The organism is Vibrio sp. QJM3NY_35 (assembly GCF_057785915.1).
Genome location: NZ_CM173508.1, coordinates 1,629,343 through 1,652,954, shown reverse-complemented (window position 1 = coordinate 1,652,954; position 23,612 = coordinate 1,629,343). Strand labels below are relative to the sequence as shown.

At 43.5% G+C, this 23,612-nt stretch carries 19 protein-coding genes; 8 read left to right on the top strand and 11 right to left on the bottom strand.

Annotated elements, in window-relative coordinates; all coding sequences use genetic code 11:
* Positions 1 to 96 precede the first annotated feature (96 nt).
* The 3 genes from AC3CH3_RS22510 to AC3CH3_RS22500 form a co-directional block, all read right to left on the bottom strand.
* Positions 97 to 1,551, bottom strand: a complete 1,455-nt coding sequence (locus AC3CH3_RS22510; protein ID WP_488538503.1) for an FAD-dependent oxidoreductase — start codon at positions 1,549 to 1,551, stop codon at positions 97 to 99.
* Positions 1,552 to 2,083: 532 nt separating this feature from the next.
* The gene (locus AC3CH3_RS22505; protein WP_488538502.1) at positions 2,084 to 4,522 is read right to left on the bottom strand and encodes an ABC transporter permease; all 2,439 of its coding nucleotides are present in this window, start codon (positions 4,520 to 4,522) and stop codon (positions 2,084 to 2,086) included.
* A 1-nt stretch (position 4,523) separates the two neighbouring features.
* The gene (locus tag AC3CH3_RS22500; protein WP_019826604.1) at positions 4,524 to 5,198 is read right to left on the bottom strand and encodes an ABC transporter ATP-binding protein; all 675 of its coding nucleotides are present in this window, start codon (positions 5,196 to 5,198) and stop codon (positions 4,524 to 4,526) included.
* Between AC3CH3_RS22500 and AC3CH3_RS22495 the strand changes: the two genes are divergently transcribed.
* The 5 genes from AC3CH3_RS22495 to mrdA all read left to right on the top strand — a co-directional run bounded on the left by AC3CH3_RS22495 (position 5,197) and on the right by mrdA (position 13,223).
* On the top strand, positions 5,197 to 5,814 hold the full coding sequence (locus AC3CH3_RS22495) for an arylesterase (RefSeq protein WP_488538501.1): 618 nt from the start codon (positions 5,197 to 5,199) through the stop codon (positions 5,812 to 5,814). The genes AC3CH3_RS22500 and AC3CH3_RS22495 overlap by 2 nt on opposite strands.
* An 81-nt stretch (positions 5,815 to 5,895) precedes the next feature.
* Entirely contained in the window at positions 5,896 to 7,095 is a 1,200-nt protein-coding gene (gene fabV / locus AC3CH3_RS22490; RefSeq protein ID WP_019826606.1) for an enoyl-ACP reductase FabV, read from the top strand.
* Positions 7,096 to 7,273: 178 nt separating this feature from the next.
* Entirely contained in the window at positions 7,274 to 9,181 is a 1,908-nt protein-coding gene (locus AC3CH3_RS22485; protein ID WP_488538500.1) for a sensor domain-containing phosphodiesterase, read from the top strand.
* 120 nt (positions 9,182 to 9,301) lie between these two features.
* Complete coding sequence (locus AC3CH3_RS22480; RefSeq protein WP_488538499.1) at positions 9,302 to 10,957, top strand: P-loop domain-containing protein; 1,656 nt, start codon at positions 9,302 to 9,304, stop codon at positions 10,955 to 10,957.
* 367 nt (positions 10,958 to 11,324) lie between these two features.
* Positions 11,325 to 13,223, top strand: a complete 1,899-nt coding sequence (mrdA, locus tag AC3CH3_RS22475; protein ID WP_488538498.1) for a penicillin-binding protein 2 — start codon at positions 11,325 to 11,327, stop codon at positions 13,221 to 13,223.
* A 145-nt stretch (positions 13,224 to 13,368) separates the two neighbouring features.
* Here mrdA and AC3CH3_RS22470 read toward each other — a convergent pair whose 3' ends face one another.
* Together AC3CH3_RS22470 and AC3CH3_RS22465 are read right to left on the bottom strand one after the other, a co-directional pair.
* The gene (locus AC3CH3_RS22470; RefSeq protein WP_488538497.1) at positions 13,369 to 13,989 is read right to left on the bottom strand and encodes a DNA-J related domain-containing protein; all 621 of its coding nucleotides are present in this window, start codon (positions 13,987 to 13,989) and stop codon (positions 13,369 to 13,371) included.
* 298 nt (positions 13,990 to 14,287) lie between these two features.
* Positions 14,288 to 15,127, bottom strand: a complete 840-nt coding sequence (locus AC3CH3_RS22465; RefSeq protein ID WP_139685091.1) for an isopenicillin N synthase family dioxygenase — start codon at positions 15,125 to 15,127, stop codon at positions 14,288 to 14,290.
* 201 nt (positions 15,128 to 15,328) lie between these two features.
* On the opposite strand from AC3CH3_RS22465, the gene AC3CH3_RS22460 reads away from it, so the two are divergent.
* Positions 15,329 to 15,937, top strand: coding sequence for a DUF2238 domain-containing protein (locus AC3CH3_RS22460; RefSeq protein WP_019826618.1), 609 nt, complete (start codon positions 15,329 to 15,331; stop codon positions 15,935 to 15,937).
* Between the two features lie 88 nt (positions 15,938 to 16,025).
* Here AC3CH3_RS22460 and AC3CH3_RS22455 read toward each other — a convergent pair whose 3' ends face one another.
* From AC3CH3_RS22455 to AC3CH3_RS22435, 5 genes are all read right to left on the bottom strand, one after another.
* Complete coding sequence (locus AC3CH3_RS22455) at positions 16,026 to 16,277, bottom strand: hypothetical protein (protein WP_017067298.1); 252 nt, start codon at positions 16,275 to 16,277, stop codon at positions 16,026 to 16,028.
* Between the two features lie 21 nt (positions 16,278 to 16,298).
* Positions 16,299 to 17,204 (bottom strand): DMT family transporter, encoded by a 906-nt coding sequence (locus tag AC3CH3_RS22450; RefSeq protein WP_488538496.1) that lies wholly within the window; start codon positions 17,202 to 17,204, stop codon positions 16,299 to 16,301.
* Positions 17,205 to 17,234: 30 nt separating this feature from the next.
* Positions 17,235 to 18,929 (bottom strand): SgrR family transcriptional regulator, encoded by a 1,695-nt coding sequence (locus tag AC3CH3_RS22445; protein WP_488538495.1) that lies wholly within the window; start codon positions 18,927 to 18,929, stop codon positions 17,235 to 17,237.
* A 154-nt stretch (positions 18,930 to 19,083) separates the two neighbouring features.
* Positions 19,084 to 19,317: a DUF3389 domain-containing protein gene (locus AC3CH3_RS22440; protein ID WP_019826625.1), complete on the bottom strand. Its 234-nt coding sequence runs from the start codon at positions 19,315 to 19,317 to the stop codon at positions 19,084 to 19,086.
* A gap of 95 nt (positions 19,318 to 19,412) precedes the next feature.
* A complete protein-coding gene (locus tag AC3CH3_RS22435) occupies positions 19,413 to 19,838 on the bottom strand; it encodes a hotdog fold thioesterase (protein ID WP_488538494.1) in 426 nt (141 codons plus the stop codon).
* A 139-nt stretch (positions 19,839 to 19,977) separates the two neighbouring features.
* Here AC3CH3_RS22435 and AC3CH3_RS22430 point away from each other — a divergent pair, with 139 nt between their 5' ends.
* Complete coding sequence (locus tag AC3CH3_RS22430) at positions 19,978 to 20,766, top strand: M48 family metallopeptidase (protein WP_488538493.1); 789 nt, start codon at positions 19,978 to 19,980, stop codon at positions 20,764 to 20,766.
* A gap of 137 nt (positions 20,767 to 20,903) precedes the next feature.
* On the opposite strand, the gene AC3CH3_RS22425 is transcribed toward AC3CH3_RS22430, so the two are convergent.
* A complete protein-coding gene (locus AC3CH3_RS22425; RefSeq protein WP_488538492.1) occupies positions 20,904 to 21,986 on the bottom strand; it encodes a site-2 protease family protein in 1,083 nt (360 codons plus the stop codon).
* A 356-nt stretch (positions 21,987 to 22,342) separates the two neighbouring features.
* Between AC3CH3_RS22425 and AC3CH3_RS22420 the strand changes: the two genes are divergently transcribed.
* Complete coding sequence (locus AC3CH3_RS22420) at positions 22,343 to 23,602, top strand: porin (protein WP_016767434.1); 1,260 nt, start codon at positions 22,343 to 22,345, stop codon at positions 23,600 to 23,602.
* Positions 23,603 to 23,612 lie beyond the last annotated feature (10 nt).

The following is a 23,612-nucleotide window of genomic DNA, read 5'->3' as shown; positions in this document are numbered from 1 at the left end:
AAGTCGGCTTTGGAATGAAGATTCGGCTTACCTATTACAGTAAGCCGAATTGAAGAAGTTAAGCGCTGTCGATGATGATAGGCTAATTATAAGCTATTAAGCGTGATCTTGACCTGACACCTTGGCAAGCGCTTCTGGATATCCACGTTCTTGTGTCAATTCTATCGCTCTGTTTTCAATATCATTTAGATTAAGTGACATTGTCACCGAGTGCGTATCTTCAATAGATACCGCCTCTGATACGTCAAACCATTGCTCAGCAACCTTTTGTGCCGCTTCTAATGTTGAAGAAGCTTTCACGACTTCAAGTCGAGCATAGCGCTCACCACAGAATGAAACGTCTGAAGCTCTTAAGCTTGGATCGGTTCCCGGAATCTGTTGTGCACCAAACAAAGGTTTACCACCGACCAATGCAGAGCTGAAACTTGGGATGAACTGAGACATATGCGTTATTGCAGCGCGAGTTCTTAATTCAAGTTGCTCTTCACTCCAACCCGATACGATTTTCTTAAGCAGCTTCGAAGGCAACTGTGGCTGTGACGAGTCTGTTGACGATGAAACAAGCCCTCCCTCGAATAGAGTAATCCCTTCTGTCATACCGTGAAGTTGGAACACACCATCAGCATATGGCGTTAATTGCGCCATGCCTTGCGGTGTGCCTCTAGGGCCATGGAAGATAACCTCTGGCCACTCTTCCTTACATTCTTGCGAATATGGCCACTCCGTAACGTATGCAGCTTTAAACTCAACAAGTCTTTGCTGCTTAGAGCCAACAAAGTCGTCCACGATACCCGTTTCAAACCCACTCGCATTAATCAAGTAATCGGTCGTTAGTTGGCAGCTTTGGTTTTCGGCATCGGTATAAGTCAAAGACCAACCTTGACCTGTCGACTCAACAGATTGTAATCGGCTGTTGGTTAACACAGTACAGTTAGGTTGTTGCCCCAAAGAGAGTTGAGCGGTCGCAGAAAGTCGGAATACGCTCCAGCCATACTCTTGGACCACCGCAACAGGATACTTAAGAGTCTCTAAATCCGTATGTTTGGCAAAAGGAATGCACCAATCATCAAGCGATGTTGGTTTCAGAGGCTGCGTTTTTGCAGAAAGTGCTAATAAACCTTCTTTGCTGTACAGCTTATAATACTCTTCCGGATCACCGAGCACTTGGTTGCTTTTATCTTGTTTAACAAGATCGGCATAAGCGCTTTTGATTATCTTGAGGCGAGGAAGCAGATCTAATGGCTCTCCACCATCACTATGCGGCACGGCGATGATTGTCGGACGAATATTGATCGTATGAGGAAATAAGCGGACGGTATCAATTGACTGCGTGAGCAACTGAAGACACTGCTCTACAGAAATATCTCGATACAAATTGCCGCCAGCGTGCAGGTGGCAAATTGGTGGACCATTAACCAAACTCGGCCCTTTTTCTAAGATAGTGACCTTAAAACCCAACTCACTAAAGTGAATCGCGCTCGTTGTTCCGGCAATACCACCACCAACAATGGCAATAGAAGGTTGATTTGTATCCGTTTTGTTGTGGTTCATCGTGTTCTGTAGAATAAGATTAACTGCCTCTATTCTACTTTTGTTCTGCGATGAATTAAAACACATTTTTATCAAGGTCTTAGATAGGCGGGATTTAATATCTATGTAAAAAACATAAATAATCTCTTGACTCAATAACTCCAGATAGAGTTTTAAAGGTTATTCTAACAGTCAAATTTGTCCTAAGTGACGCCACATAAAGGCTGCCTCAGTACTCTTAAAACATAGAGGTTAACTTATCCCTAAAGTTATCCACCGTTTTTGTGGATAACTGTTGATAACGTTCTTGCTAAGTTGCGCAAACCCTTTGTTTACAGGGACTAACCTCTGTTCATTAAATCGGCATTATTAGGCAATTAGTTTTAAAAAATGCTAAAAACAGTGGAATCTAAGGTGCGATATTTTTTACTTATGCTATCGGTTGGTTAAATAAAAAACGGTCTAAAGCGACGTATTATAAATAGTGCATGACTAAGAATAAATAATCTCACTTTTAGACCGTTTTAAGCGCTTGGCTAGATCTCGCTAGCGACTAACCAAAATCCTTGTTTACTGGTGCCAACAAACGTTTGATTAAGCTATTCACTACTGCAGCCAATGTGATAAACGTCAGCATCGGTAGCGCTATCCACAGCATCGGGTGAAGTGAAGGTTGTAACTCAAAGCCAAAATTCATAACGCCTGCCACACTGAGCTCAGAACCGAGCGCTGCAATTGAGCCTGCGACTAACGCCATTAACCCGTACTCACACCAAATAGTATTGAGAATTCGCTTCCTACTTGCGCCTAATGTTCGATACAAGCGTATCTCTTGTTGTCTTTGAGATAAGCTCAATCGCAATAGAGTGAAGATAAGCAACAGCCCCGCCACCACACCTAACGCCGCAAGTACCGTTATCGACCAAACAATCTGTTTGAGCAGCTCTTGGATCTTGCTACCCATCTTGCGAATATCCATCAAACTCACGGTTGGATGATTTCGAGAGAGTTCATTGAGCATCTGATTGTGTTGTTCTTCTAATCTGAAGCTCACGAGCCAAGTAGAAGGAATTGAGCTCAAGACATCTGGAGTAAAGATGAAGTAGAAGTTCGGCTTCATTTCACGCCACTCTACTTTGCGGATGCTATTCACCTTGGCCGAGACATTCTGGCTGTTGATTGTGAATGAAAGCTCATCGCCAATCTTTAGGTCAAGTTGCTCCGCGACATCCGATTCCACAGATACGCCCTGCTCTTGTGTCCAGCTGCCTGCTAAAACTTCATTGTACTCAGGTAAGGTATCTCCCCAAGTGAAGTTGATCTCACGGCTTAGTGCGTCTGTTTCTCCAGAGGTATCACTGTATTCTGACGCTTCAACACCGTTTATCGTCGTTAGTCGTCCTCGGATAATTGGAAACGCTTGAGTACGCTCTACTTCGTTTGCATCAATCGTCTCGAGATAACTGTCTTTCTCATAGCTTGCAATGTTAAGTGCAAACGCATTCGGTGCGTTCTCTGGTAAGGTTTGCTGCCAATCTGACAGTAAATCACTTCTTACCAACCAAATGATAGACAGCAACATCAGTGAAAGCGCTAAAGAGCCAAATTGAATCCCAGTTGCTAATGGTGTGCGATTAATTCGGCTCAATGCTAAACGCATAGAAGTCGATGTCGGCAACTTACCAACCAAACGCAGAACAAGCGTACTAACGACCGCAAGCACTAAGAACAGGCAAGCGATACCCGCTAGAACTATCCATACTAATAGATTGTCGCCATACATCAGCATCATTGGAATAATCGGTACCAGTAACAAGAGGTATTTGTTGTAGCCTTCATTGGACTGGTGACTTGATTGGATAACGCTGATTGCCGAGGTGTTGACCAAGCCAATTAACGGGATACCAAGAGCAGGAACACCAATTAAGATGCTTGATAAAATCGCCAAGATAGCCGGTTCAATACCATAGCTAGGAAGTGGCGTTGGCAATAAGTCGCCCAGAGGTATACGAAGCAAAAACTCTAAGCCGATACCGATGGTTATTCCCAGTACTGCACCGATAACCACTAATAGAGATACCTGTACAGACAACCATTTAACGATCCACTGCTTGCTTGCACCTAAACTCTTAAGCATCGCGATGGTTTTACGACGACTCGCAACATAATGTTGGCACGTGAGTACCAAAGTGGTCGCAGCCATGATCACAACAATAGCCACAGTTAACGACAGATATTGAGTCGTGCTCTCGAACATATCATTAGTGCGACTTGCAGAATCTTGAGTACGCCAGCGATCACTTGGCGTTAATTCTACGCTGTCTTGCGCGGCTTGCAGTTTTGTATCATCACCGTTTAGAAACAGCCTAAAACTAACACGACTGCCCGGTTGAATCGCTCCCGTGGCATCGATATCGCTTGTATGAATCAGCACGGCTGGCATCTGTTGGAATGGGTTAAAGCTTAAGCCTGGTTCTTGAGTGATTCGTCCAGTTATCGCTAGATCGGCATCGCCAATAGTGACATTGTCACCAATCTCAACCTCTAACTGTGCGAATATGCGCTCGTCTAGCCAAAGTTCACCCGGCTTAACATGGTTACTTGATGCTTTGTCAGCGCCCTCTAAGATCATTTCACCGCGTAACGGGTAATTACTTTCAACCGCTTTCACCGTCACTAACTGCATCGAGTTGTCACTGAATGCCATGGTTGAAAAACGAGTCAACTGAGAGCTTTCTAATTGTTCAACTTGAGTGAGGTCTAACAAGGATTGTGGAACTGGGTTTGCTGAGATAAACACGCTATCGGCAGTAAGCGCATCTTTGCCCTGCTTAACAATTACCTGCTCCATACGTTCGGCCAACGCCGACAATGCAAATACACAAGCAATAATAAGCGTTAAAGCGATTGAAACTGGCCACAATTGACCGTGTCGAATCTCTTCGATACTCCATGAAAACAGGCGTTTATTCAGTCCGTTTGATGAATTCAATTTAGACTTCCTCTATCTGACCGACATGCATCTTAAGCGTTCTTTGGCAACGTTGTGCAAGCTTAGGATCGTGTGTCACCAAAACTAACGTTGTGCCGTGTGATGCGTTCAATTCAAACAACAACTCAACAATTTTGGCTGCCGTTTGTTGGTCTAGGTTGCCCGTGGGCTCATCAGCAAAAAGGATTTTTGGCTTAATCATAAATGCGCGCGCCAACGCGACCCTTTGTTGCTCACCACCCGATAGCTGCGACGGCAAGTGATCAAGCCTGTCTTTCAAGCCTACTGATTCAAGCAGAGCCGTCGCGCGTTCGATGTCTTCGTCTTCTCCCTTCAACAAACAAGGCAACGTGACATTTTGTAGCGCAGAAAGGCTTGGAATTAATAAGAAGCTTTGAAATACAAACCCTACCGATTCACTGCGGATCTTAGCCCTTGCCTCATCATCAAGTTGTGAAAGTGGCTGTCCTAATAAACTGATTTCGCCTTTCGTTGGTACATCAAGACCAGCAAGCAGCGTCATTAGGGTCGACTTACCCGCGCCAGACGTGCCGACAATCGCGACAGTTTCGCCTTCACGAATATCGATATCGACGTGCTCTAGGATTGTTAAATGTTCTTGATTAGTAGACACTGTCTTCGAAACAGCTTCTGCTTTAATGATGGATGTATGCATGACTCGACTAATTTCCTTTTTATTCTTTATTTTATTTTCAACCGCTTCTTTGGCTCAAGATACCGACTTAGATTCTAAGTTACTGGTCCTTGGTGATAGCTTGAGTGCTGGTTACAACATGGACATCAAACAGAGTTGGCCAAGCCTGTTACCAGACGCGTTAGCAAAGCATGACAAAACGGTAACCGTGGTTAACGGAAGTATTTCTGGTGATACAACGGGCAATGGTTTAGCTCGCTTACCACAATTGCTTGAAGAACATGCTCCAGACACCGTTCTTATTGAACTTGGTGCGAATGATGGACTTCGTGGGTTCCCACCTAAGCTGATGTCTGCGAATCTTGATCAAATCATTAAGCAGATAAAAGCTGCGGGCGCCAAACCTATAATGATGCAGATTAAAATCCCACCGAATTACGGAAAGCGTTATAACCAACAGTTTGAATACGTTTTTGCAGCGCTTGCTGATCAACAAAACGTACCACTTTTGCCGTTTTTTCTAGAGCATATCATCCTCAAACCTGAGTGGATGATGAACGATGGACTGCATCCAAAACCAGAAGCTCAACCTTGGATTGCTGAATTTGTCGCCGAAGAATTATATCAGTATCTTTAAGTTTTAATGGTCTAGCTCAATATATTTTACACAGCTTTACGTTAGCCTGAGTGCATATCATCGTTAACTGTAAGGTTATTTATGCTTGTCGAACCTGTTATCAAGGGTGTGGTAGCCAAAAGCGCTCACCCTCTTGGCTGTCAAGAAGCCGTAAAGCAACAAATCAAGTTTGTTAAGAGTGCGCCGCAAATCAAAGATGGCCCTAAACGAGTACTGATTATCGGCGCTTCCTCAGGCTTTGGCCTTGCCGCTCGTATTGCCCTTACTTTTGGCGGCGCAAAAGCTGACACTATCGGCGTCTCATTCGAGCGCGGTCCAAACGAAAAATCCCTAGGTAGTGCTGGTTGGTACAACAACATCTACTTCAAAAAAGAAGCCGAACGAGAGCAACGCACTGCTATTAACATCGTTGGCGACGCATTTTCGCAAGAAACACGTTCACAAGTTGTCGAAGCCATTGAAACCTATTTCGAAGGTGAAGTGGATCTAATTATCTATAGCTTAGCTGCAGGCGTTCGTCCTAAACCAGATTCCGATGAGTTTTGGCGCTCTGCCATCAAACCTATTGGTGAAAGCGTAACTGGCGCAACCATTTCTCTGGAACACGACAACTGGGTGACCAACACACTTGATGCTGCGACGGAAGAAGAAGCCGAAAGCACACTCAAAGTGATGGGCGGCGAAGATTGGGAACAATGGATAGATGAGCTCATCAACGCTGAATCTATTGCTCCGGGTTGCAAGACAATCGCGTTTTCTTATGTGGGCCCAGAAGTCACACACCCTATCTATTTAGACGGTACATTGGGACGCGCTAAGATCGACCTTCACCAAACCAGCCATGCTCTTAATCTAGAGTTAGCTAACTTTGATGGCAACGCTTACGCGACCGTCTGTAAAGCCCTAGTCACTAAAGCGAGCGTTTTCATCCCGGGACTCAGCCCTTATTTACTTGCTTTGTATAAAGTGATGAAAGAGAAAGAGACCCACGAAGGTTGTATCCAACAAATGCAGCGTCTGTTTAGCAGTAAACTCTATGGTCAATCAAAAGTACCACTTGATGGTGAGCGATTGATCCGTATGGATGATTGGGAATTAGACCCAGAAACCCAAGCGCACGTAACTGAACTACTAGAAAAGATGGATGAAAACAACTTCCAAACTTTAGGTGATTACCAAGGGTTTAAAGAGGAATTTCTGCAATTAAATGGGTTTGCTCAACCCTCGGTTGATTATAGCCAAAAACTTAATACAGAAGATTTTATAAAGTTAAAGCCTTAAACGAAAATTATCTCATTACTGAGACCCGGATTCACATTTGAAAACCTCTGCATAATTGCGGAGGTTTTTTCGTGCAACATTTCTTATACTTACTAAACGTAAGGTTCATAGTTTATTTGGTTCATCATAATTAACACAGGATGTGTTGATGCATTTAGCATAATTGACTCGGAGTCATATGAAGAAGATAAAAACAGTAGACTTAGATATCCCAGACGATATGGTGTCTGGTTGGCAAAATATTGTCGACCTCTTGGCTCAAATCACTCAAGTGCCCGCCGCACTTATCATGCGTGTTCACGCCAATTATATTGAAGTATTCTCGACCAGCCGAAATGAAAATAACCCTTACAACAAAGGTGATTCTGAAACCCTAGGCAATGGGCTTTACTGTGAGACGGTGATGGATTCCCAGCAGCAACTTGTGATACCCAATGCGCTTGCCGATGTTGATTGGGAAAACAACCCCGACACGAAGCTTGGCTTAATCTCTTATTGTGGCATTCCGCTGCTTTGGCCGAATGGTGAATTATTTGGCACTATCTGCATTTTAGACTCGAAAGAAAACCACTACACACCCACCTATATCAAGCTTTTACAGAGCTTTCGCACCTCGATAGAGTCTCAGCTTAAAACCCTGTTTCAGCATGCTAAGCTCACTCAAATGAATAGAGACTTAAAAAACCGTGTTTACACTCGGACTAAAGATCTTGCGAGTCTTAATTATTCATTAAATCAAGAGATTGATAAGCGAAAAGCTGCAGAACAAAAGATCAATTTCCAAAAGAATCACGATCTCGGTACCGGCTTTTTAAACCGAAACGCATTTGAATCTCGCTTAAACCACAAGCTACTGTCACAGAGAAGGCTGACAGACAGCTCATTTGCAGTCGTTCATATTGGTTTTACCAACGGTAGACGCATACAAGCACGATATGGCTATAACGCGTTAGACCAAGTGCTTGTTGAATACCGAAAACGCATCGACAGTATGTCTGATATCGATGTATTAACTGCACGCCCTACTTCGGTCGATCTCGTATTGGCATTTAGCGTTAAAGATTTACACCATCGACTTGAAGAACTTTGCCAGACGCTCGTTAAAGTTGGTCATTCAGAATTCGACATCGAAAGTGACAAAGTGCATTTGCACGCGTTTATTGGGATTGCAATTACGAACGACGAAGATGACGCGGAAAGCATTCTGCAGAAATCTTCTGAAGCGATGTTAGCCTGCAAAGATTCAGGACAAAAGTTCGCTTACTACTCTCAATCCCATACCGAAGAACAAACTCACATTAATAAGATCGAAGGCTATTTGCTTCAAGCCGTTCGTAATGATGACCTTATGCTCTACTTTCAACCCAAAGTTAGCCCGTTGACGCATCGCTGGGTCGGTGCTGAAGCTTTGCTTCGTTGGCGACATCCTGTTTTGGGTGATATCTCTAACGAAACCCTGATCCACATGACTGAACAAAACGGTTTGATTTTCGAAGTGGGCAGCTTTGTTTTACGCAATGCGATTGAAAAAGCCAAAGAGTGGTCCGAATACGTTGAAGATTTCAAGATGGCTGTGAATGTGTCTGCAATTCAACTCAAGAACGTACACTTTGCGGAACAAGTGGTTCACCTACTCGAAACCTATCATTTAGAGCCTCGTTTCTTAGAACTTGAAGTTACGGAGAGTGGACTGATAGCAGATGAAGTGGTTGCCAAGAATACCTTGGGGTCTTTGCACGATATTGGCGTTACATTGTCACTAGATGACTTCGGTACGGGCTACGCCTCCTTCAGTTATCTGAAGAAGTTCCCATTCGACACCATTAAGATTGATAAGAGCTTTATCGACCAAATGCTCAACTCACACGAAGACTCGGAAATTGTTCGTTCTATTGTCCAAATTGCCAAAAAGCTCGACTTAAAAGTGACGATTGAAGGCATAGAAACGGAGGTTCAGGAGCAATTTATTATTAATGAAGGCTGCGATGTGGGCCAAGGTTACCTTTACGGAAGACCAATGCCGAGCCAAGAATTCGAACACAGCTTAATCAATCAAAACTATTTGGGGACAACTCGTTACGCTTAAAGCGAAAAAGAGCCGTTAGTTTTGGATTTAGGCCTACTTTCTCTTTACTCTAAAGGTGGTGATTTTTATAATCGCCGCCTTTCTGTTTTTATCTTTCCCCTTATATAGGCATTCCTCGTTATGGATCAGTTGACTGCAAAGCTTAAAAAGCTCGAAAAACAAAACTACCGTGCATATCAACAAATTAAAGGTCAATACGACTTTGCTGATTTTGAATTACACATCGACCACATCCAAGGTGACCCATACTCGTCAGCTTCTCGTTTTCGTGCAACGCGCGCGTGGTCTTTGACCGGGTTAGATTGGCTTAAAGAAAAATCTTACGAATACCAAGTAGCCGCTCGTGACTTTATCGCACGTAGCTTCTCTGAGTTCGCGAAACAAGAGTCGACCGTTTCTATCGCGCTGACGGGTCAAACCGTATTAGACAACACAGCTGTTGTATTCACAGACCACGGAATCGAAATTCGTTTCCGTATTAATTTACCAGCTGATGGTCGTAGCATTCTTGCTAAGAAAGCGAACAACATCATCACTTTCTACTTACCGAAGTTTATTCGTCGCGCGACGCTTGAGCGTGAATTGAATATCGATGCAATGATCAAACATTGTGAAACGATTGAAGACCAAGAAGCGCTGCGCGCTCAATTGGATGAAAACAACCTAGCGGCATTCGTTGCAAACGGCAGTGTGTTACCTCGTATCGCGGGTAACTGCGACCTGCCAATGAAAGACGCGGTACCTTTCGCGGCTCCAGAATCATTGAGTGTTACGTTAAATACTCCAAACCAAGGTGACGTGACTGGCTTAGGCATTCCAAAAGGCATTACGCTGATCGTTGGTGGTGGTTTCCATGGTAAATCGACACTGTTGAACGCTGTTGAACGTTCTATCTACAACCATATTCCTGGTGACGGTCGCGAAGGCATTGTAACTGCGATTGATACGATGAAGATCCGCGCTGAAGATGGTCGATGTGTGCACAGCTTGAACCTGTCAAACTACATCAACCATTTACCAATGCAGAAAGACACGTCTGATTTCAGCACACAAGATGCGTCAGGCTCTACGTCTCAAGCGGCTTGGTTACAAGAATCGATTGAAGCCGGCGTTCAAACTCTACTTATTGATGAAGATACGTCAGCGACTAACTTCATGATTCGTGACGAGCGTATGCAAGCACTAGTGTCAAAAGGCGATGAGCCAATCACACCACTTGTTGACCGCATTGGTCAACTTCGTGAAGAGATGGACATCTCTACCATTGTTGTAATGGGCGGTTCTGGTGATTACCTAGATGTAGCGAACACTGTGATTCAAATGCACGACTACCAAGCGGTAGATGTGACAGAAAAAGCAAAAGACGTGATTGCTCAGCACCCTACTCAGCGTACTAACGAATGTGAAACTGCTTTAGAAACGTTTATACCACGTTCATTGAACCGTGCTTCACTCATGAACATTCTGACTGACGGTAAGTTCCGTGTTAACGCGAAAGGCAAAGAGTCACTGCGTTTTGGTAAAGAGTTCGCAGACCTTTCTGCGCTTGAGCAGTTAGAATCACCGTCTGAAGTGAACGCGATCGGTTGGGCTTGGTTCCAATTCGCGCAAACTCCAGGTTGGTCAAGCAACCCTGCGAAAGAGTTCAACGCTATTTTAGAAAACGAATGGCACGCTAATATGCCTAACTACGGTGACCTAGCGAAGCCAAGAACATTAGATGTGATGGCTGCTCTGAACCGTATGCGTAAATCTCAGTTCAAGCCTTCGAACTGATTTCGTTAAATATCGGATTTATTGTGCTTCTAGGCTTTTGAAGTTCCAAGCTTCCAATTTACTAAGCTACTAAGTCAGCAAATTAACGGTATACGGCTCTCATTCTGAGGGCCGTAAATCTTTCTAACCTCTATTTGCCCAACTTGTAGTGTTATCAAAACTCTTCAACTCTAAAAATTCACAAAACTAATCTTTACATCAATTACTTATCAACTTTTGTAATAAGAAAATTAAAGGCGCTGTTTACCGCCATCTAATGCTGTCGTTCCCTAAAATCATGACACAGCTTTTACAAAACCCTAGTGATATTCAGATAAAGTCCCGAGTCGACAAGTGTAACCAAATGTAACAAACCCTTGAGGCTTCAATGAATCATAAACGCGTTAAGATGCGTGACCATAAAATCGAAGTGAACCTATTCAAAAACCGCGTAATCGTCGCATTTTGTGGGATCTTGATGTTCACTCTTGTCTTAGTCGGCAACCTATACCGACTTCAAGTTGAAAATTTTAAAAGCTATCAAACTCGTGCCGATGGTAACAGGATCAAAGTGTTGCCTATCGCCCCTACTCGTGGGCTGATTTACGACCGCAACGGCGTATTGCTTGCAGAGAACAAACTTGTCTTTGATCTGACTATGATTCCAGAGCAAACCGATGATGTCGATGCAATGCTCGCCAAGCTAGACAAATACGTCCCACGTGATGCCGAGCAGATCGCTCGTTTCAAAAAACGTTATCACAACACCCGCCGTTTTAAATCAGTGACCATTCTAGAGAACTTAACGGAAGAAGAGATTGCGAAGTTCTCTGTTCATCAGTACCAGTTCCCCGGGTTATCTATCGATACCAGCTTAAAGCGTTTTTACCCGAATGGTGAGGTTCTTACCCACGTTCTTGGTTACGTGGCGCATATCAACGATAGCGATCTAAGAAAACTTGAAGAACAAGGGATAGATGCGAATTATCAAGCTACAACAATTATAGGTAAACTCGGCGTTGAGCGTTATTACGAAGATATCCTACATGGAACCAAGGGCTATCAGGAAGTAGAAGTAAATAGCCGCGGACGAGTTGTTCGAACGATTGAATACGTGCCGCCAGTAGCCGGCAAAGATATCGTGCTAAATATCGACCTTGAACTGCAAAAATACGTTTTTGAGCAACTTGACCATAGAACTGGCAGCGCAGTTATTCTCGATCCGAAAGACAACAGCGTGTTGGCAATGGCATCAAGCCCGAGTTACGACCCTAACCTATTTGTCGACGGTATTTCGAGTAAGAACTATCAACGCTTATTGAATGACCCTGCTCACCCGTTGGTTAACCGCACCACTTTAGGTGTTTATCCTCCCGCTTCAACCGTTAAACCATTTATGGCTGTGGCAGGACTGCAAGAACATGTCATCTCTGAAGATACCATTCGTAACGACCACGGTGTTTGGAGAATTCCTGGCTCTAAACGAAACTCTAAATCATGGCGTGACTGGAAACGTTGGGGGCACGGACCTGTCGATGTCACTCAAGCCATTGAAGAGTCGGTAGATTCATTCTTCTATCAAACCGCTTTCGATTTGGGTATTGACCGAATTTCAAGTTGGATGAACCGATTTGGATTTGGTGAACCGACAGGCATTGATATCTATGAAGAAAGTACCGCCAACATGCCGACTCGAGAATGGAAGATGATGCGTTATCGCACCCCTTGGTATCAGGGTGACACAGTACCGATTGGTATTGGCCAAGGTTATTGGACTTCGACACCGATGCAACTTGCTAAAGCAACGTCAGTATTGGTTAATCATGGTAAGGTGATGCCACCGCATATCTTACGAGCTACCTTAGACCACGGTGAAGATTTCAGTACCCAAAAACTTGTCGAACCGGAGCCAATGCCCTCAATCACCGAAGTGCCGGATAGAATTTGGGATGTACCAATCAACGCGATGCGACTCGTGAACCACGGAAGTAGAGGCAGCGGCAGACGTGCATTTAAGGGAACTGACTATACGAGCGGCGGAAAATCAGGAACTGCACAAGTCTTTGATCTTGCGAAAGATCAGGTCTACAACTCGAAGAAACTCGCTAGGCATTTACTTGACCACGCGCTTTACACGGCTTTCGCACCGTATGAACACCCTGAATATGTCGCAACTGTGGTCATTGAACACGGTAACGGCGGTTCAAAAGTCGGTGCGCCTTATATCCGTAAAGTACTCGACTATGCCTTTGAACATAAAAGTGGCGAGAGCAAAGATCACTCCTAACACCAACAACTTAAGTCGCTACAACACATAACGTAGTTACCCAAAACATAACGTAATGACGACAAAGCCCCACTTGTGTCACTCACAATGTGGGGCTTTCTGTTTTAGGGTTCTAAGCAATTAGACAGCTAAAAATGCCTGTCGATTATGAGCTTCTTAATACATGCCATGCTTCACAGAGCGTCTGAAATTTTGCGGTGTTGCCTTCGTCTCTGTCCGGATGCCATCTCAATGCCAGTTGTCGCCAACGTTTTCTAATTTCATGGTGTGTCGCGTCTAAAGGTAACTCAAACAGGTTCAATGCTCGACTTCGATCCATATCGAGTTCATCACCACCCACATACTTTCTGTACCGAGTCCAAAATTCGTTCAACAGCCTTTTGACTTCGCCTTCATCCGCTTCATAGTTAACCCAATTAATGTAGTATTCTCGAAGTGGGTCTTGATGATCGATGCTGTGACTGCTTCCGTGATAACGACCATTCATCAATTCGATGTCCATCGCTTGGACTTGGAGCCAACCATCTGGGTGTAAGGTTTCTTGAAGCTGATAAAGCGCATTCATGATAAGGAAGTTCTTTTTAAACAACTCTTTCTCAGGCACAGCATCCAACACTGGCACAAACCCAAGGTCGTTCAGATGAGCTGCCAATGTGTGTACTTTCCATCCGCTTGGCTTTTGCTTAAGCACTTCCATTATCGGCCAAAGCAATGGGTTTTCCATATGGCAATGAAAGTTTGCTCTCACATCTTGATGATTCGACATAGTTGACTCAGTTAGCTTTTCTGAATTAATGGATTTCTAGAACAGTGGAGAATATAAGTAACCTATTTCGCATCCGTTGCGTATCTTCTTTAATTGAAAGCGATTTTCTACGATTTGTCGAGCTTAAGGACAAACAACTTTCTAACGCTTGGCTTAAATCGTCAAAACTGAGTACCATTTCGTTGAATGCAACCGTTAGTAATAAAGCCGCTCTTTTTTGGTCCGGATACAAAAAAGGTCAGCGATTTAGCTGACCTTTCACATCTATCCCAATTTTAGGGACGAAGCATTGAACTTACTAGATAACGCCAAGCTCTCTTAGACGTTCCATTAGGTATTCGTTTGCTGTGTACTTTTCAGACAGCACTACTTCTGGTTTCGGGTGAAGGAATAGAGGCAAAGAGATACGAGACTTCTCTTGGCGTTCACCTGATGGGTTGATTACACGGTGAGTTGTCGATGGGAAGTAACCACCTGACGCTTCTTGAAGCATGTCACCGATGTTGATGATCATGTTACCGAAGTCACATGGAACATCTAACCACTCGTTATTTTGCGCTTTAACTTGAAGGCCCGGTTCGTTTGCAGCAGGAAGAACTGTCAGTAAGTTGATGTCTTCGTGTGCCGCAGCGCGGATTGCACCTGGCTCTTCATCACCTTGCATTGGTGGGTAGTGAAGCACACGAAGCAGAGTCTGTTCACTGCCGTTGATCATTTCTGATAACGCAATAGAGAATTTCTCTTGTACTTCTTTAGGAGCATGAGCTTCAACCCAACCTAGCAGCTCTTGAGCAAAAGCATTCGCACGTTGGTAGTAATCTAGAATCTGTTCTTTCAGCTGCTCAGGAATTTGGCCCCAAGGGTATACGTGAAAGTACTCTTTGATGTCTTTTACAGTGTGGCCCTTAGCAACTTCAGACACTGAAGGTGGAAAATATCCATCTTGTGTTTCAACATTAAAGTGGAAGTTCTCTTTTTCTTCAGAGATGAAGAATTGGTACCAGTTTTCGTAAATTGATTCAACAAGCTCTTTCGGGATTGGGTGGTTCTTAAGCACACCAAAACCAGTTTCACGTAGAGAGCGAACAAATTGTTCTGCTGCGTCGTCAGCAAGGTAATCGACAGTTTCCAGTTTCATGACTTTCTTTCTTGTTATGTAGCAATAAGGCGATTTTAAGGATCGCTTTGTTGTAAATCAAACTTTTGTGAAACTCTAGCAACCGTTTGTCTAGATACTGGGCGACAACGCTATTTTTCAACAAATCTGGTAATTAAAGCTCAATTGAACGCTGTTCATTATTGTGTAAAACTAATAAAAACTTCGACGAGAGATCTTGATATGACAATCACGCCACTTGCTCAAAATCGACCATTACTGTCATTGACGACGCTGTATCTGATTGTGTTTCTATTTTCAGCGTTTGCTCCATCTTCAAGATCGGTATGGATTGCCGAAATTGTCCCAGCGCTTGCGATATTGGTGGGAATATGGTGGTTATCAACAAAGCTCACCTTCACTAAGACAGCCTACGTTTTGATGTTTATCTGGCTGATTTTGCATACGATAGGCGCGAAATATACCTTCGCAGAAGTGCCATTTGATTGGTTCAACAACATGATAGGTTCTGAACGGAATAACTTTGACCGTGTCGCGCATTTCTCTATTGGCCTTTATGCTTACCCACTCGCTGAGTACTTGATTCGTAAAAAACTGGCTCAACCGGTGCTGGCATGTTTCTTTGCGCTATTTGCGATTATGAGTGTTGCTGCAGGTTATGAAATTATCGAGTGGTGGTACGCGGAGATCGCAGGTGGTGATGAAGGTATCGCATTCCTTGGTTCACAAGGCGATATTTGGGACGCACAGAAAGATATGCTGTGTGATACCACAGGCGCAATTGTCTCACTATTACTTCTTAAGCTTCAAGGGCGTGTCAAAGCTTACTAAGCTCAATTATTTACTCTGAGTATCAAAAGCAACGTTGAAATGCCACACACAAACCGTGCTGTGGCATTTTTTGTTTCACCATGACGGGTTATTTCATCGTTACCTTGCCGCCAACAAACTTGTAGGCTGGTGTACCTCGAACCAAAGTGTCACGCGCAAATTCAATCCCGCATTCAGGGCACACACATGGCTCTGTCGTGAAATCTTCAACGATACGCTCCTTAAAACATTTCACGAGTGCACCTTTGCCACCTTTCCGATACTTAAAAAGCTGCGTTTTACATTTGGCACAGAAAATCTGAACCGTCTTGGTCGGTTGTTTCTTGTTTGGTTTAGCCATAAAAGTTAATGATTGAACTCTTTATTTCTTAAGTTTAGGGGCGACAAGAACCAAGCTTATCCCAAGAAGTATAACGGTTGATGAGACTATAAATTGCATGGTGACAGGTTCAGATAAAAGTAATACGCCACCAAGTGTCGCGATAACTGGAACAGAAAGCTGTGCAATAGACGCAACCACGGTATTCAGTTTTTTCACTACGTAATACCACAAACTATAACCGATACCAGAAGCCACAGAGCCCGATATAACCGCGTAAATCAAACCTTGCTCAGTGATAGACACTTGCGTTAACGCATTAGGTATCAAAACTAATAAGCTCAATGCCACAAGGATAACTAGCGAGCTGAATCCAAAGTTAGCGGTGGTCGATTGCAGTGCGTTTGACGATTTCTTTCCTGCCAATGTGTAAATGCCCCAACCAACTCCGGCCAGAGACATCAAGATAATAGAAACTAAGTCGGGTGCTTGAGTCGATTCCGTTGGCATTAACAAGTAAACAAGCCCTGCCACAGACAACAAACATCCGCACCACTCAATGAGTGACATTCTGTTTCCAGAAAACAAGTGCGCGGCAATCATCGTAAATTGCACTGCGACAAACAACACCAGCGCACCAAGACCTGCTCCGAGCTCTAAGTAAGCAAACGAAAAACCAAACATATACACGAGCAGTGACAATATTGATGTTAATTGAAACTGTGATTTGAGCTTTGTATATAGCGATGTGTTGTTTGCTAACTCACGTTTAGTTTTAGATTGGGAAGATAAAGCTAATAAAATCAGAAGAGTAAGCGCACCAGATAAGATGCGCACGATCGAAAAGCTCAAAGGATCAATCGTTTGATCCATTAAGGCCCAGCGACACAAAACTGAATTAGCAGCAAATGCCACCAGCGTAATAAATGTAACCATCAGAGTTTGCATCGTTTTTTCCTAAATGAGTTTTCTTGGATTTCAATCAACGTCAGGCTTCACCCAAACTTGGCTAAAGTCGAACCATCCGAGTGCATTACACTTAGCATTTTGCAACGTACCGCATTGGTCTTTGTTTACGCCTAGCCAACAGTGAAACATTGGGATCAATTGGTTGCTTTGTACCAGTTGCTTACCAAGTTGTCTCGCTGGAAATTGTTCAAACTCGCCGGAGCGCCAACGATCAATCATGTGGCACCATTGATCAAAGTCTTCTGCTGGGCTCGATTCATCCAGAAAGCTGTAATCCATCAACCAACCGGCCAATGCATCGTCTCTATTGTTGGCAATCCCCATTGGGTTGATCCAAATATCGACATCATCAGCGTGTGGTGGATCGGTTTCGTAACCGAATAGCTCAACATCGACATTGTACTGCTTCAACACAGTGACGATCGCTTTTGCAAGGGTTGGGAACATCGGATGTTGGCATTGATACGCCAATTTGATACTTGGTTTAACACTTGCTGGTGGACAAACCGGAACCTTTAACTTGATGTCATACCAACCGGGTTTAATTCCGTAAGCATGCAAAACACCCAAGTCGATAACGGTCTCTTTAGGGATATGGACAAACAAATCAGACGCATTTAACGCGTTCGATAGAAACTCAGCCCAAGCTGGAGCTTGTGCGATACCCTTCTTTCTATTCAATAGTAAATACGTACAGCCCGGATCAAGTTCTACTTCATCATCACTATCACCACGGTCTGCCATTATCGGCTTAGAAAGGCTTGGGTAAACCATTGAAGAATAAGCCTCATCCACCACCCAAACTTCAACGCGATCAATTAACGGTCTGAAACCAAAGTACCCATTAAAAGCGGTTAACACGAGTTGTTTCTCGTCGTTCTTTTCAATGCGATAAGGTCCCGTTCCAATCGGTCGAATATCGTAGTCTTCACCACGTAAAGTGATCGGTAACGTGACTTTAGCGACCGATTCCGTTAGTGCGAGCGGAAAATACTTGTCTGGACGTGTGAGAAAAACATCTACTACACAGTTTGCAGGTGAAGAGACATCTTTGATATGAGAAAACATGTTGAGTGGTTCGAGCGCTAGCAGCGTATCCACAACATGATTGGTTAACAGAGGTTCGCCGTTATGGAAACGAACACCAGGCCTCAAAAAGAACCGCCATTGATGATCGCTGATTTTTTGCCATGAATGAGCGAGATCGGGTTGAAGTTGGTCATTCTCATCTAGACGAGTCAACCCACTGAATACCTGACAAGCGATATGTTGCTCTGAACGACGCATCGATTTGGTTGGGTTAAGCATTGAAAGCGGTCGGTAATAAGGCAAACGAATAACTTGTTCGCCTTCTTGATACTGTACGCCCAAGTAGTTTTGAATAACTTGCGTGAGTTTAGCAGCATTGTGATCAAGCACTGACAGCGCCTGTCCAATTTTTCCTTCCTGCAAGTAGCGCCTTGCTAGGTTCTCGCTGACATCACAACGATTCTGTTTAAAGATAAGTTGAGATAACTTCCCTCGACCAGCTGCAGGTAACCATTCTACCCACCCTTCTTCTTCAAGCTTGTTGAGTACCATTCGGGCATTACGACGGGTACAACAAAGCACATCCGTGATGTCGTCGAGTTGAACATCAGAATCTTTACCATCGAAGTATTCAAACAGGGTTTCAAATTGAACGCGAAGTCTTGGGCTGCTCATAAAGAGGAAAACTTATTCAAAGGACATTGAATTCAGTTTCCCTATTTTATGGCGTAAAATCAATATTACTGACACGATTTTATTGTGAATTATTAAGTACGACATCCTAAGATGTTATTAAATCTGAAGGGGTAAGTGCTTTTACCGTAAAGGATTACATTACATCACAGCCAATTTCATTGGCGATTTCACGGAGCTGCTGTTCATCGTCTAATTTTATCGACCATTTACACTCAGAACCGTTAGCTGAAACGACATTTGCCCCTTTTCCGATCAATTGAATTGCATCAACTTGGGCTTGCAGCGTGACTCTATGCTCACCATCTAAACGAACAACCAATTCATGTGCGGTTGCGATGACTTTTCCACTTTTAAACGTTATGACCATGGGCTTCTCGGGTTACTTCTTTAAATACTGATTGCTTGTTCTAAGTACTGATTACTTCTTCTAAAGACAAAACCAGCGTACGACTGCCTAGTCTGTTATCGCTTATGTTTCTTAACGGCAATGGTTAAGCGGCTGGTACAAACTAAGCGTTGACGATCATCAGTGATATTGATCTGCCATACTTGAGTAGAGACACCCAAATGAATAGGCTCAGCAGTACCGATGACGTGTCCTTCGCGCATTGATCTTACGTGGTTAGCATTAATATCGAGACCAACGCAATAATAGCCTTCTGGTACGCAGAAGTTTGCAGCCAATGAGCCAAGCGTTTCTGCTAGCACAACCGACGCGCCGCCATGAAGCATACCCAATGGTTGGTGCGTAAAATGACAAACCGGCATGGTTGCTACTAAAGAGTTGTCATTTACTTCAGTGTAAACAATGTTGAGGTGTTCAATTAAGGTATTTTTTGAGGTCGCGTTGAAGGCATCTAAGTCAACGGGCTTTTTCCAAATACTCATGTGGGTTCCTTAATTATTGATCTTGTTATCACGTACATAGCTTTTTCTATATCACTGGCTGTTAGTTATCTTACAGCCCTTAGTTATTACGCAAGTTGATGTTAACATGCATAAAAACCGAATACACAGAGGATATTGTATGACGTCATGGATGAAGTTTGCCTCGCTTCTCACACTAGCCGGCCTGACCGCATGTAGCGCTTCCCCGACAGGAAGAAACCAACTGCTGCTTTTTTCAGATCAAGATATGTCTCAGCTTGGAGCACAATCTTTTGAGCAAATGAAGAAAGAACAGCCAATCAGTAAAGATGCAAAAACCAACGCTTATGTTCAGTGCGTAGCGAACAGTATTACTCAACACATCCCTAAGCAAGGCTTTAGTGAATGGGAAGTCGTTGTTTTTGATAGTGACCAAGTAAATGCGTTTGCCCTACCTGGTGGAAAAATTGGCGTATACACAGGTTTACTCAATGTTGCTGTTAATCAAGACCAACTCGCAACGGTTATCGGACACGAAGTGGCTCACGTTCTCGCTGACCACAGTAATGAACGTCTATCTCAATCTCAAATCGCTAATACTGGCCTATCTATTACTAGCGTCGCGTTAGGCGCATCAGAATACAAACAGTATCAGGGCATGACAATGGCTGCGTTAGGCTTAGGTGTTCAATACGGTGTTGTTCTACCTTATGGTCGAACTCAAGAGTCTGAAGCCGATATTGTAGGCTTAGAGTACATGGCTCAAGCTGGGTTCGATCCAAAACAAAGTGTCGATTTGTGGCAAAACATGGCGAAAGCATCAGGTGGTAACCAACCGCCAGAATTGCTGTCTACGCACCCTTCCCACAGTACGCGTATCAAAGATCTGCAGGCGACGATAAAAACGTTACCTAAATCAGTCTCTCCAAGGCCAAATTGCAAAGCGTAGTCTAAGTTAGAACCGCTTAGCTAGTGTAAATACAAAAATGCCCTATCCATATTGGTTAGGGCATTTTTAGTTTCTTGCTAACTATCAGTTCAAGTGAACTATGTTGCCAAATAAATCCAACAATAGAAACTCATTGGTTAAGTACCAAGAATTTGTAATGGTAGGCTTAATAGCTGATCACCAGTCGATGCAAAATACCAGATAACACCGATCAAACTGCTTACTAAACCCACATACCAAACGAATGACACGACTTGACCGTATTTGTCTAACGGTAACAAATGACTGTGATGACGCCCTTTCCATTCGAATAGTATTTCAACACTGCCCATGATCAATAAGAAACCAAACAAGGTTAAATTCAACTGATAACTCAATACCACACCAGCAACGGCAGCCGCGACACATAATACAATGCCAAGCACACTGTTCATCGAGAAACTGATACTTTTAAGAACATGACCGCCATCAAGAGGCAAAATCGGCAGTAGATTGAACAGGTTTAACAAGGCATTAAATACCGCAAGCCCAGCAAAGAACATCTCACCAGTTACCCAGTACAATACAGTAAATATCAACGACAATATCAAACCAAACAGTGGTCCCATGATCGAGATAACCACATCTTGCCAGCGCGTATTAATCTTTTCGTCGGATAACGCCAAACCACCAAGGAATGGTATTAAATAAATGCCCTTTGTTTTCATACCAAAGTATTTCATCGCTCTGATATGACCATACTCATGGAACATAAGGCAAGCGATCAAGGCTAGTGCGAACTGAATAGAAAACAGCCATGAATACGCCGCTAAACTCGCAGAAGCAAGTACGACCTTAATTAGCTTTGCGCTTTTTAGCGCTTTCATACCAAGTGATACTAAACCGATTAAGCTAAAACGCTTCTCTGGTTTAGGTGCTACAACGGGTGTTTGTTGCTCGATATCTTTAGTATTACGAGTGCCTTCAGTAATGGTTTGGCCATTAACTGACGCTTTATACGTCATCTCAAACGGTTGCCATTGAACCAAGGCTTCAACGTGACACTGCAACGTATCTTCACCAGCACGTAACGTAAATGTATGAATTCGAGCGTTATCTAACTCCGTAGTTGCATCAAGTTGCGACACTAACGTATTGTCCCAAAATAATTGCTGCCATCCTGCCATTGACCCTTCTAAACGAAGTGGCTTCCCAAGAAATTCTACAGCGAGTAATTCCAAATTTAAATTCCAATCTAATGACTTTCAAAACGAATCAACATTATGCCGATTTAGTGATAAACGGTAAACATAAACAAAACTGTTACATATTGAGCAATTGGACACTATTTATGCCGATAGTGCGCATAAACATTCTGGTCACACCTCCAACTACGAACAAGTCATTGATTACATGCATATTATTGATGTTAAAGCCCCGCACCCTAAAAATATAACTTCACAAAATGACAACTCATTCTTTGACTTTACATGAAACATGAATTTAACATGTTATTTACATTAGAGCATCGTTCACAAGAATGCTCCCTGTGTTTTCAACAATAAGAATGAGATTTGATGCCCTAGGAGGGTCAAGGATGAAAACAATACAACGCTCTCTCGTTTCACTTTCTGTGCTATTTGCATGTAACTCACTTGCGGCTGGTTTCCAAGTTGCTGAGCACTCTGCCTCAGGTCTTGGTCGCGCATTTTCAGGTGAAGGCGCGGTAGCGGACAACGCAAGTGTACTAGCGAGAAACCCCGCCGCGATGACCCTATTTGATACAGCCCAATTTTCAGGCGCGGTTTCTATCGTTGATCCAGAGGTAAATATTACTCAAAACAACGTCCCAGGTTCTGGTGGTCAAAGTCAAACTTCAAAAGATGTGGCTCCTCTCCAGGTTGTTCCAGCAGCTTACTACATCAGCCCGATTAACGATAAGTGGGCTTGGGGTATTGGCATGTTTTCAAATTACGGAGTTGCAACTGACTATCCTGACGATATATATGCAGGAGACTTGGCGGGTGATACTTCTCTTGTGTCTGTGAGCCTTAACCCAAATGTAGCTTACAAAATTAATGATCAGTTCAGCATCGGTGGTGGTGTAAACCTAGTTTACGCTGAAGCTGAATTAAATCGTCACCAAGGTTCCATTTCAAATATTACGGGGGATCCAGCTTCTACAAAACTGATCAGCATGACCGGTGAAACATTCGCTTTTGGTTGGAACGTGGGAGGTTTATACGAACTGAACGAAAATAACCGATTTTCTATCGCTTATCGTTCAGAGGTAGATCTTGACTTTGACGATGGCGACTTTACTGATTATACAGGCGGCATAGTACAAGGTAACGCGACAACGACAACAGGTCGCCTTAAAATCACCTTGCCTTCAATTATAGAAATCTCAGCTTTCCATCAACTCACAGACCAATGGGCTATTCATTACGGATGGCAACAAACTGGTTGGAGCAGCTTTAAAGAGCTTAAAGCAACAAGCCCAGATTGTACCAATGGGGAGTGTTTCAAAAAAACAGAGCATTACGATGACAACAACCGATACTCGCTAGGCGCTACTTATCAGTTGAATAAACAATGGACATTAAGAGCAGGTTTGGCTTATGACGAACAAGCTGGTGAAGCTACGTTGAGTATCCCAGACAGTGACCGTTACTGGTACAGCGCTGGCTTTACTTACCAATACAGCCCTGACCTTTCTATCGACGCCGGCTTCGCACTTGTACAAAGTAAAGATGGTGACTTCACTGAGACTAATCAGCTAGGTCAAAAACTTGAGTTCTCTGGTGATGCCGTAGCTTACTTATCTGCAATTCAAATGAACTACACCTTCAACTAAACGGACTATA

Bases quoted from the DNA above. Each gene is read 5' to 3' on its own strand.
- AC3CH3_RS22510 (WP_488538503.1), bottom strand. From the start codon at position 1,551: ATGAACCACAACAAAACGGATACAAATCAACCTTCTATTGCCATTGTT.
- AC3CH3_RS22495 (WP_488538501.1), top strand. From the start codon at position 5,197: ATGACTCGACTAATTTCCTTTTTATTCTTTATTTTATTTTCAACCGCT.
- AC3CH3_RS22500 (WP_019826604.1), bottom strand. From the start codon at position 5,198: ATGCATACATCCATCATTAAAGCAGAAGCTGTTTCGAAGACAGTGTCT.
- fabV (WP_019826606.1), top strand. From the start codon at position 5,896: ATGCTTGTCGAACCTGTTATCAAGGGTGTGGTAGCCAAAAGCGCTCAC.
- AC3CH3_RS22485 (WP_488538500.1), top strand. From the start codon at position 7,274: ATGAAGAAGATAAAAACAGTAGACTTAGATATCCCAGACGATATGGTG.
- AC3CH3_RS22480 (WP_488538499.1), top strand. From the start codon at position 9,302: ATGGATCAGTTGACTGCAAAGCTTAAAAAGCTCGAAAAACAAAACTAC.
- mrdA (WP_488538498.1), top strand. From the start codon at position 11,325: ATGAATCATAAACGCGTTAAGATGCGTGACCATAAAATCGAAGTGAAC.
- AC3CH3_RS22470 (WP_488538497.1), bottom strand. From the start codon at position 13,989: ATGTCGAATCATCAAGATGTGAGAGCAAACTTTCATTGCCATATGGAA.
- AC3CH3_RS22465 (WP_139685091.1), bottom strand. From the start codon at position 15,127: ATGAAACTGGAAACTGTCGATTACCTTGCTGACGACGCAGCAGAACAA.
- AC3CH3_RS22460 (WP_019826618.1), top strand. From the start codon at position 15,329: ATGACAATCACGCCACTTGCTCAAAATCGACCATTACTGTCATTGACG.
- AC3CH3_RS22455 (WP_017067298.1), bottom strand. From the start codon at position 16,277: ATGGCTAAACCAAACAAGAAACAACCGACCAAGACGGTTCAGATTTTC.
- AC3CH3_RS22450 (WP_488538496.1), bottom strand. From the start codon at position 17,204: ATGCAAACTCTGATGGTTACATTTATTACGCTGGTGGCATTTGCTGCT.
- AC3CH3_RS22445 (WP_488538495.1), bottom strand. From the start codon at position 18,929: ATGAGCAGCCCAAGACTTCGCGTTCAATTTGAAACCCTGTTTGAATAC.
- AC3CH3_RS22440 (WP_019826625.1), bottom strand. From the start codon at position 19,317: ATGGTCATAACGTTTAAAAGTGGAAAAGTCATCGCAACCGCACATGAA.
- AC3CH3_RS22435 (WP_488538494.1), bottom strand. From the start codon at position 19,838: ATGAGTATTTGGAAAAAGCCCGTTGACTTAGATGCCTTCAACGCGACC.
- AC3CH3_RS22430 (WP_488538493.1), top strand. From the start codon at position 19,978: ATGACGTCATGGATGAAGTTTGCCTCGCTTCTCACACTAGCCGGCCTG.
- AC3CH3_RS22420 (WP_016767434.1), top strand. From the start codon at position 22,343: ATGAAAACAATACAACGCTCTCTCGTTTCACTTTCTGTGCTATTTGCA.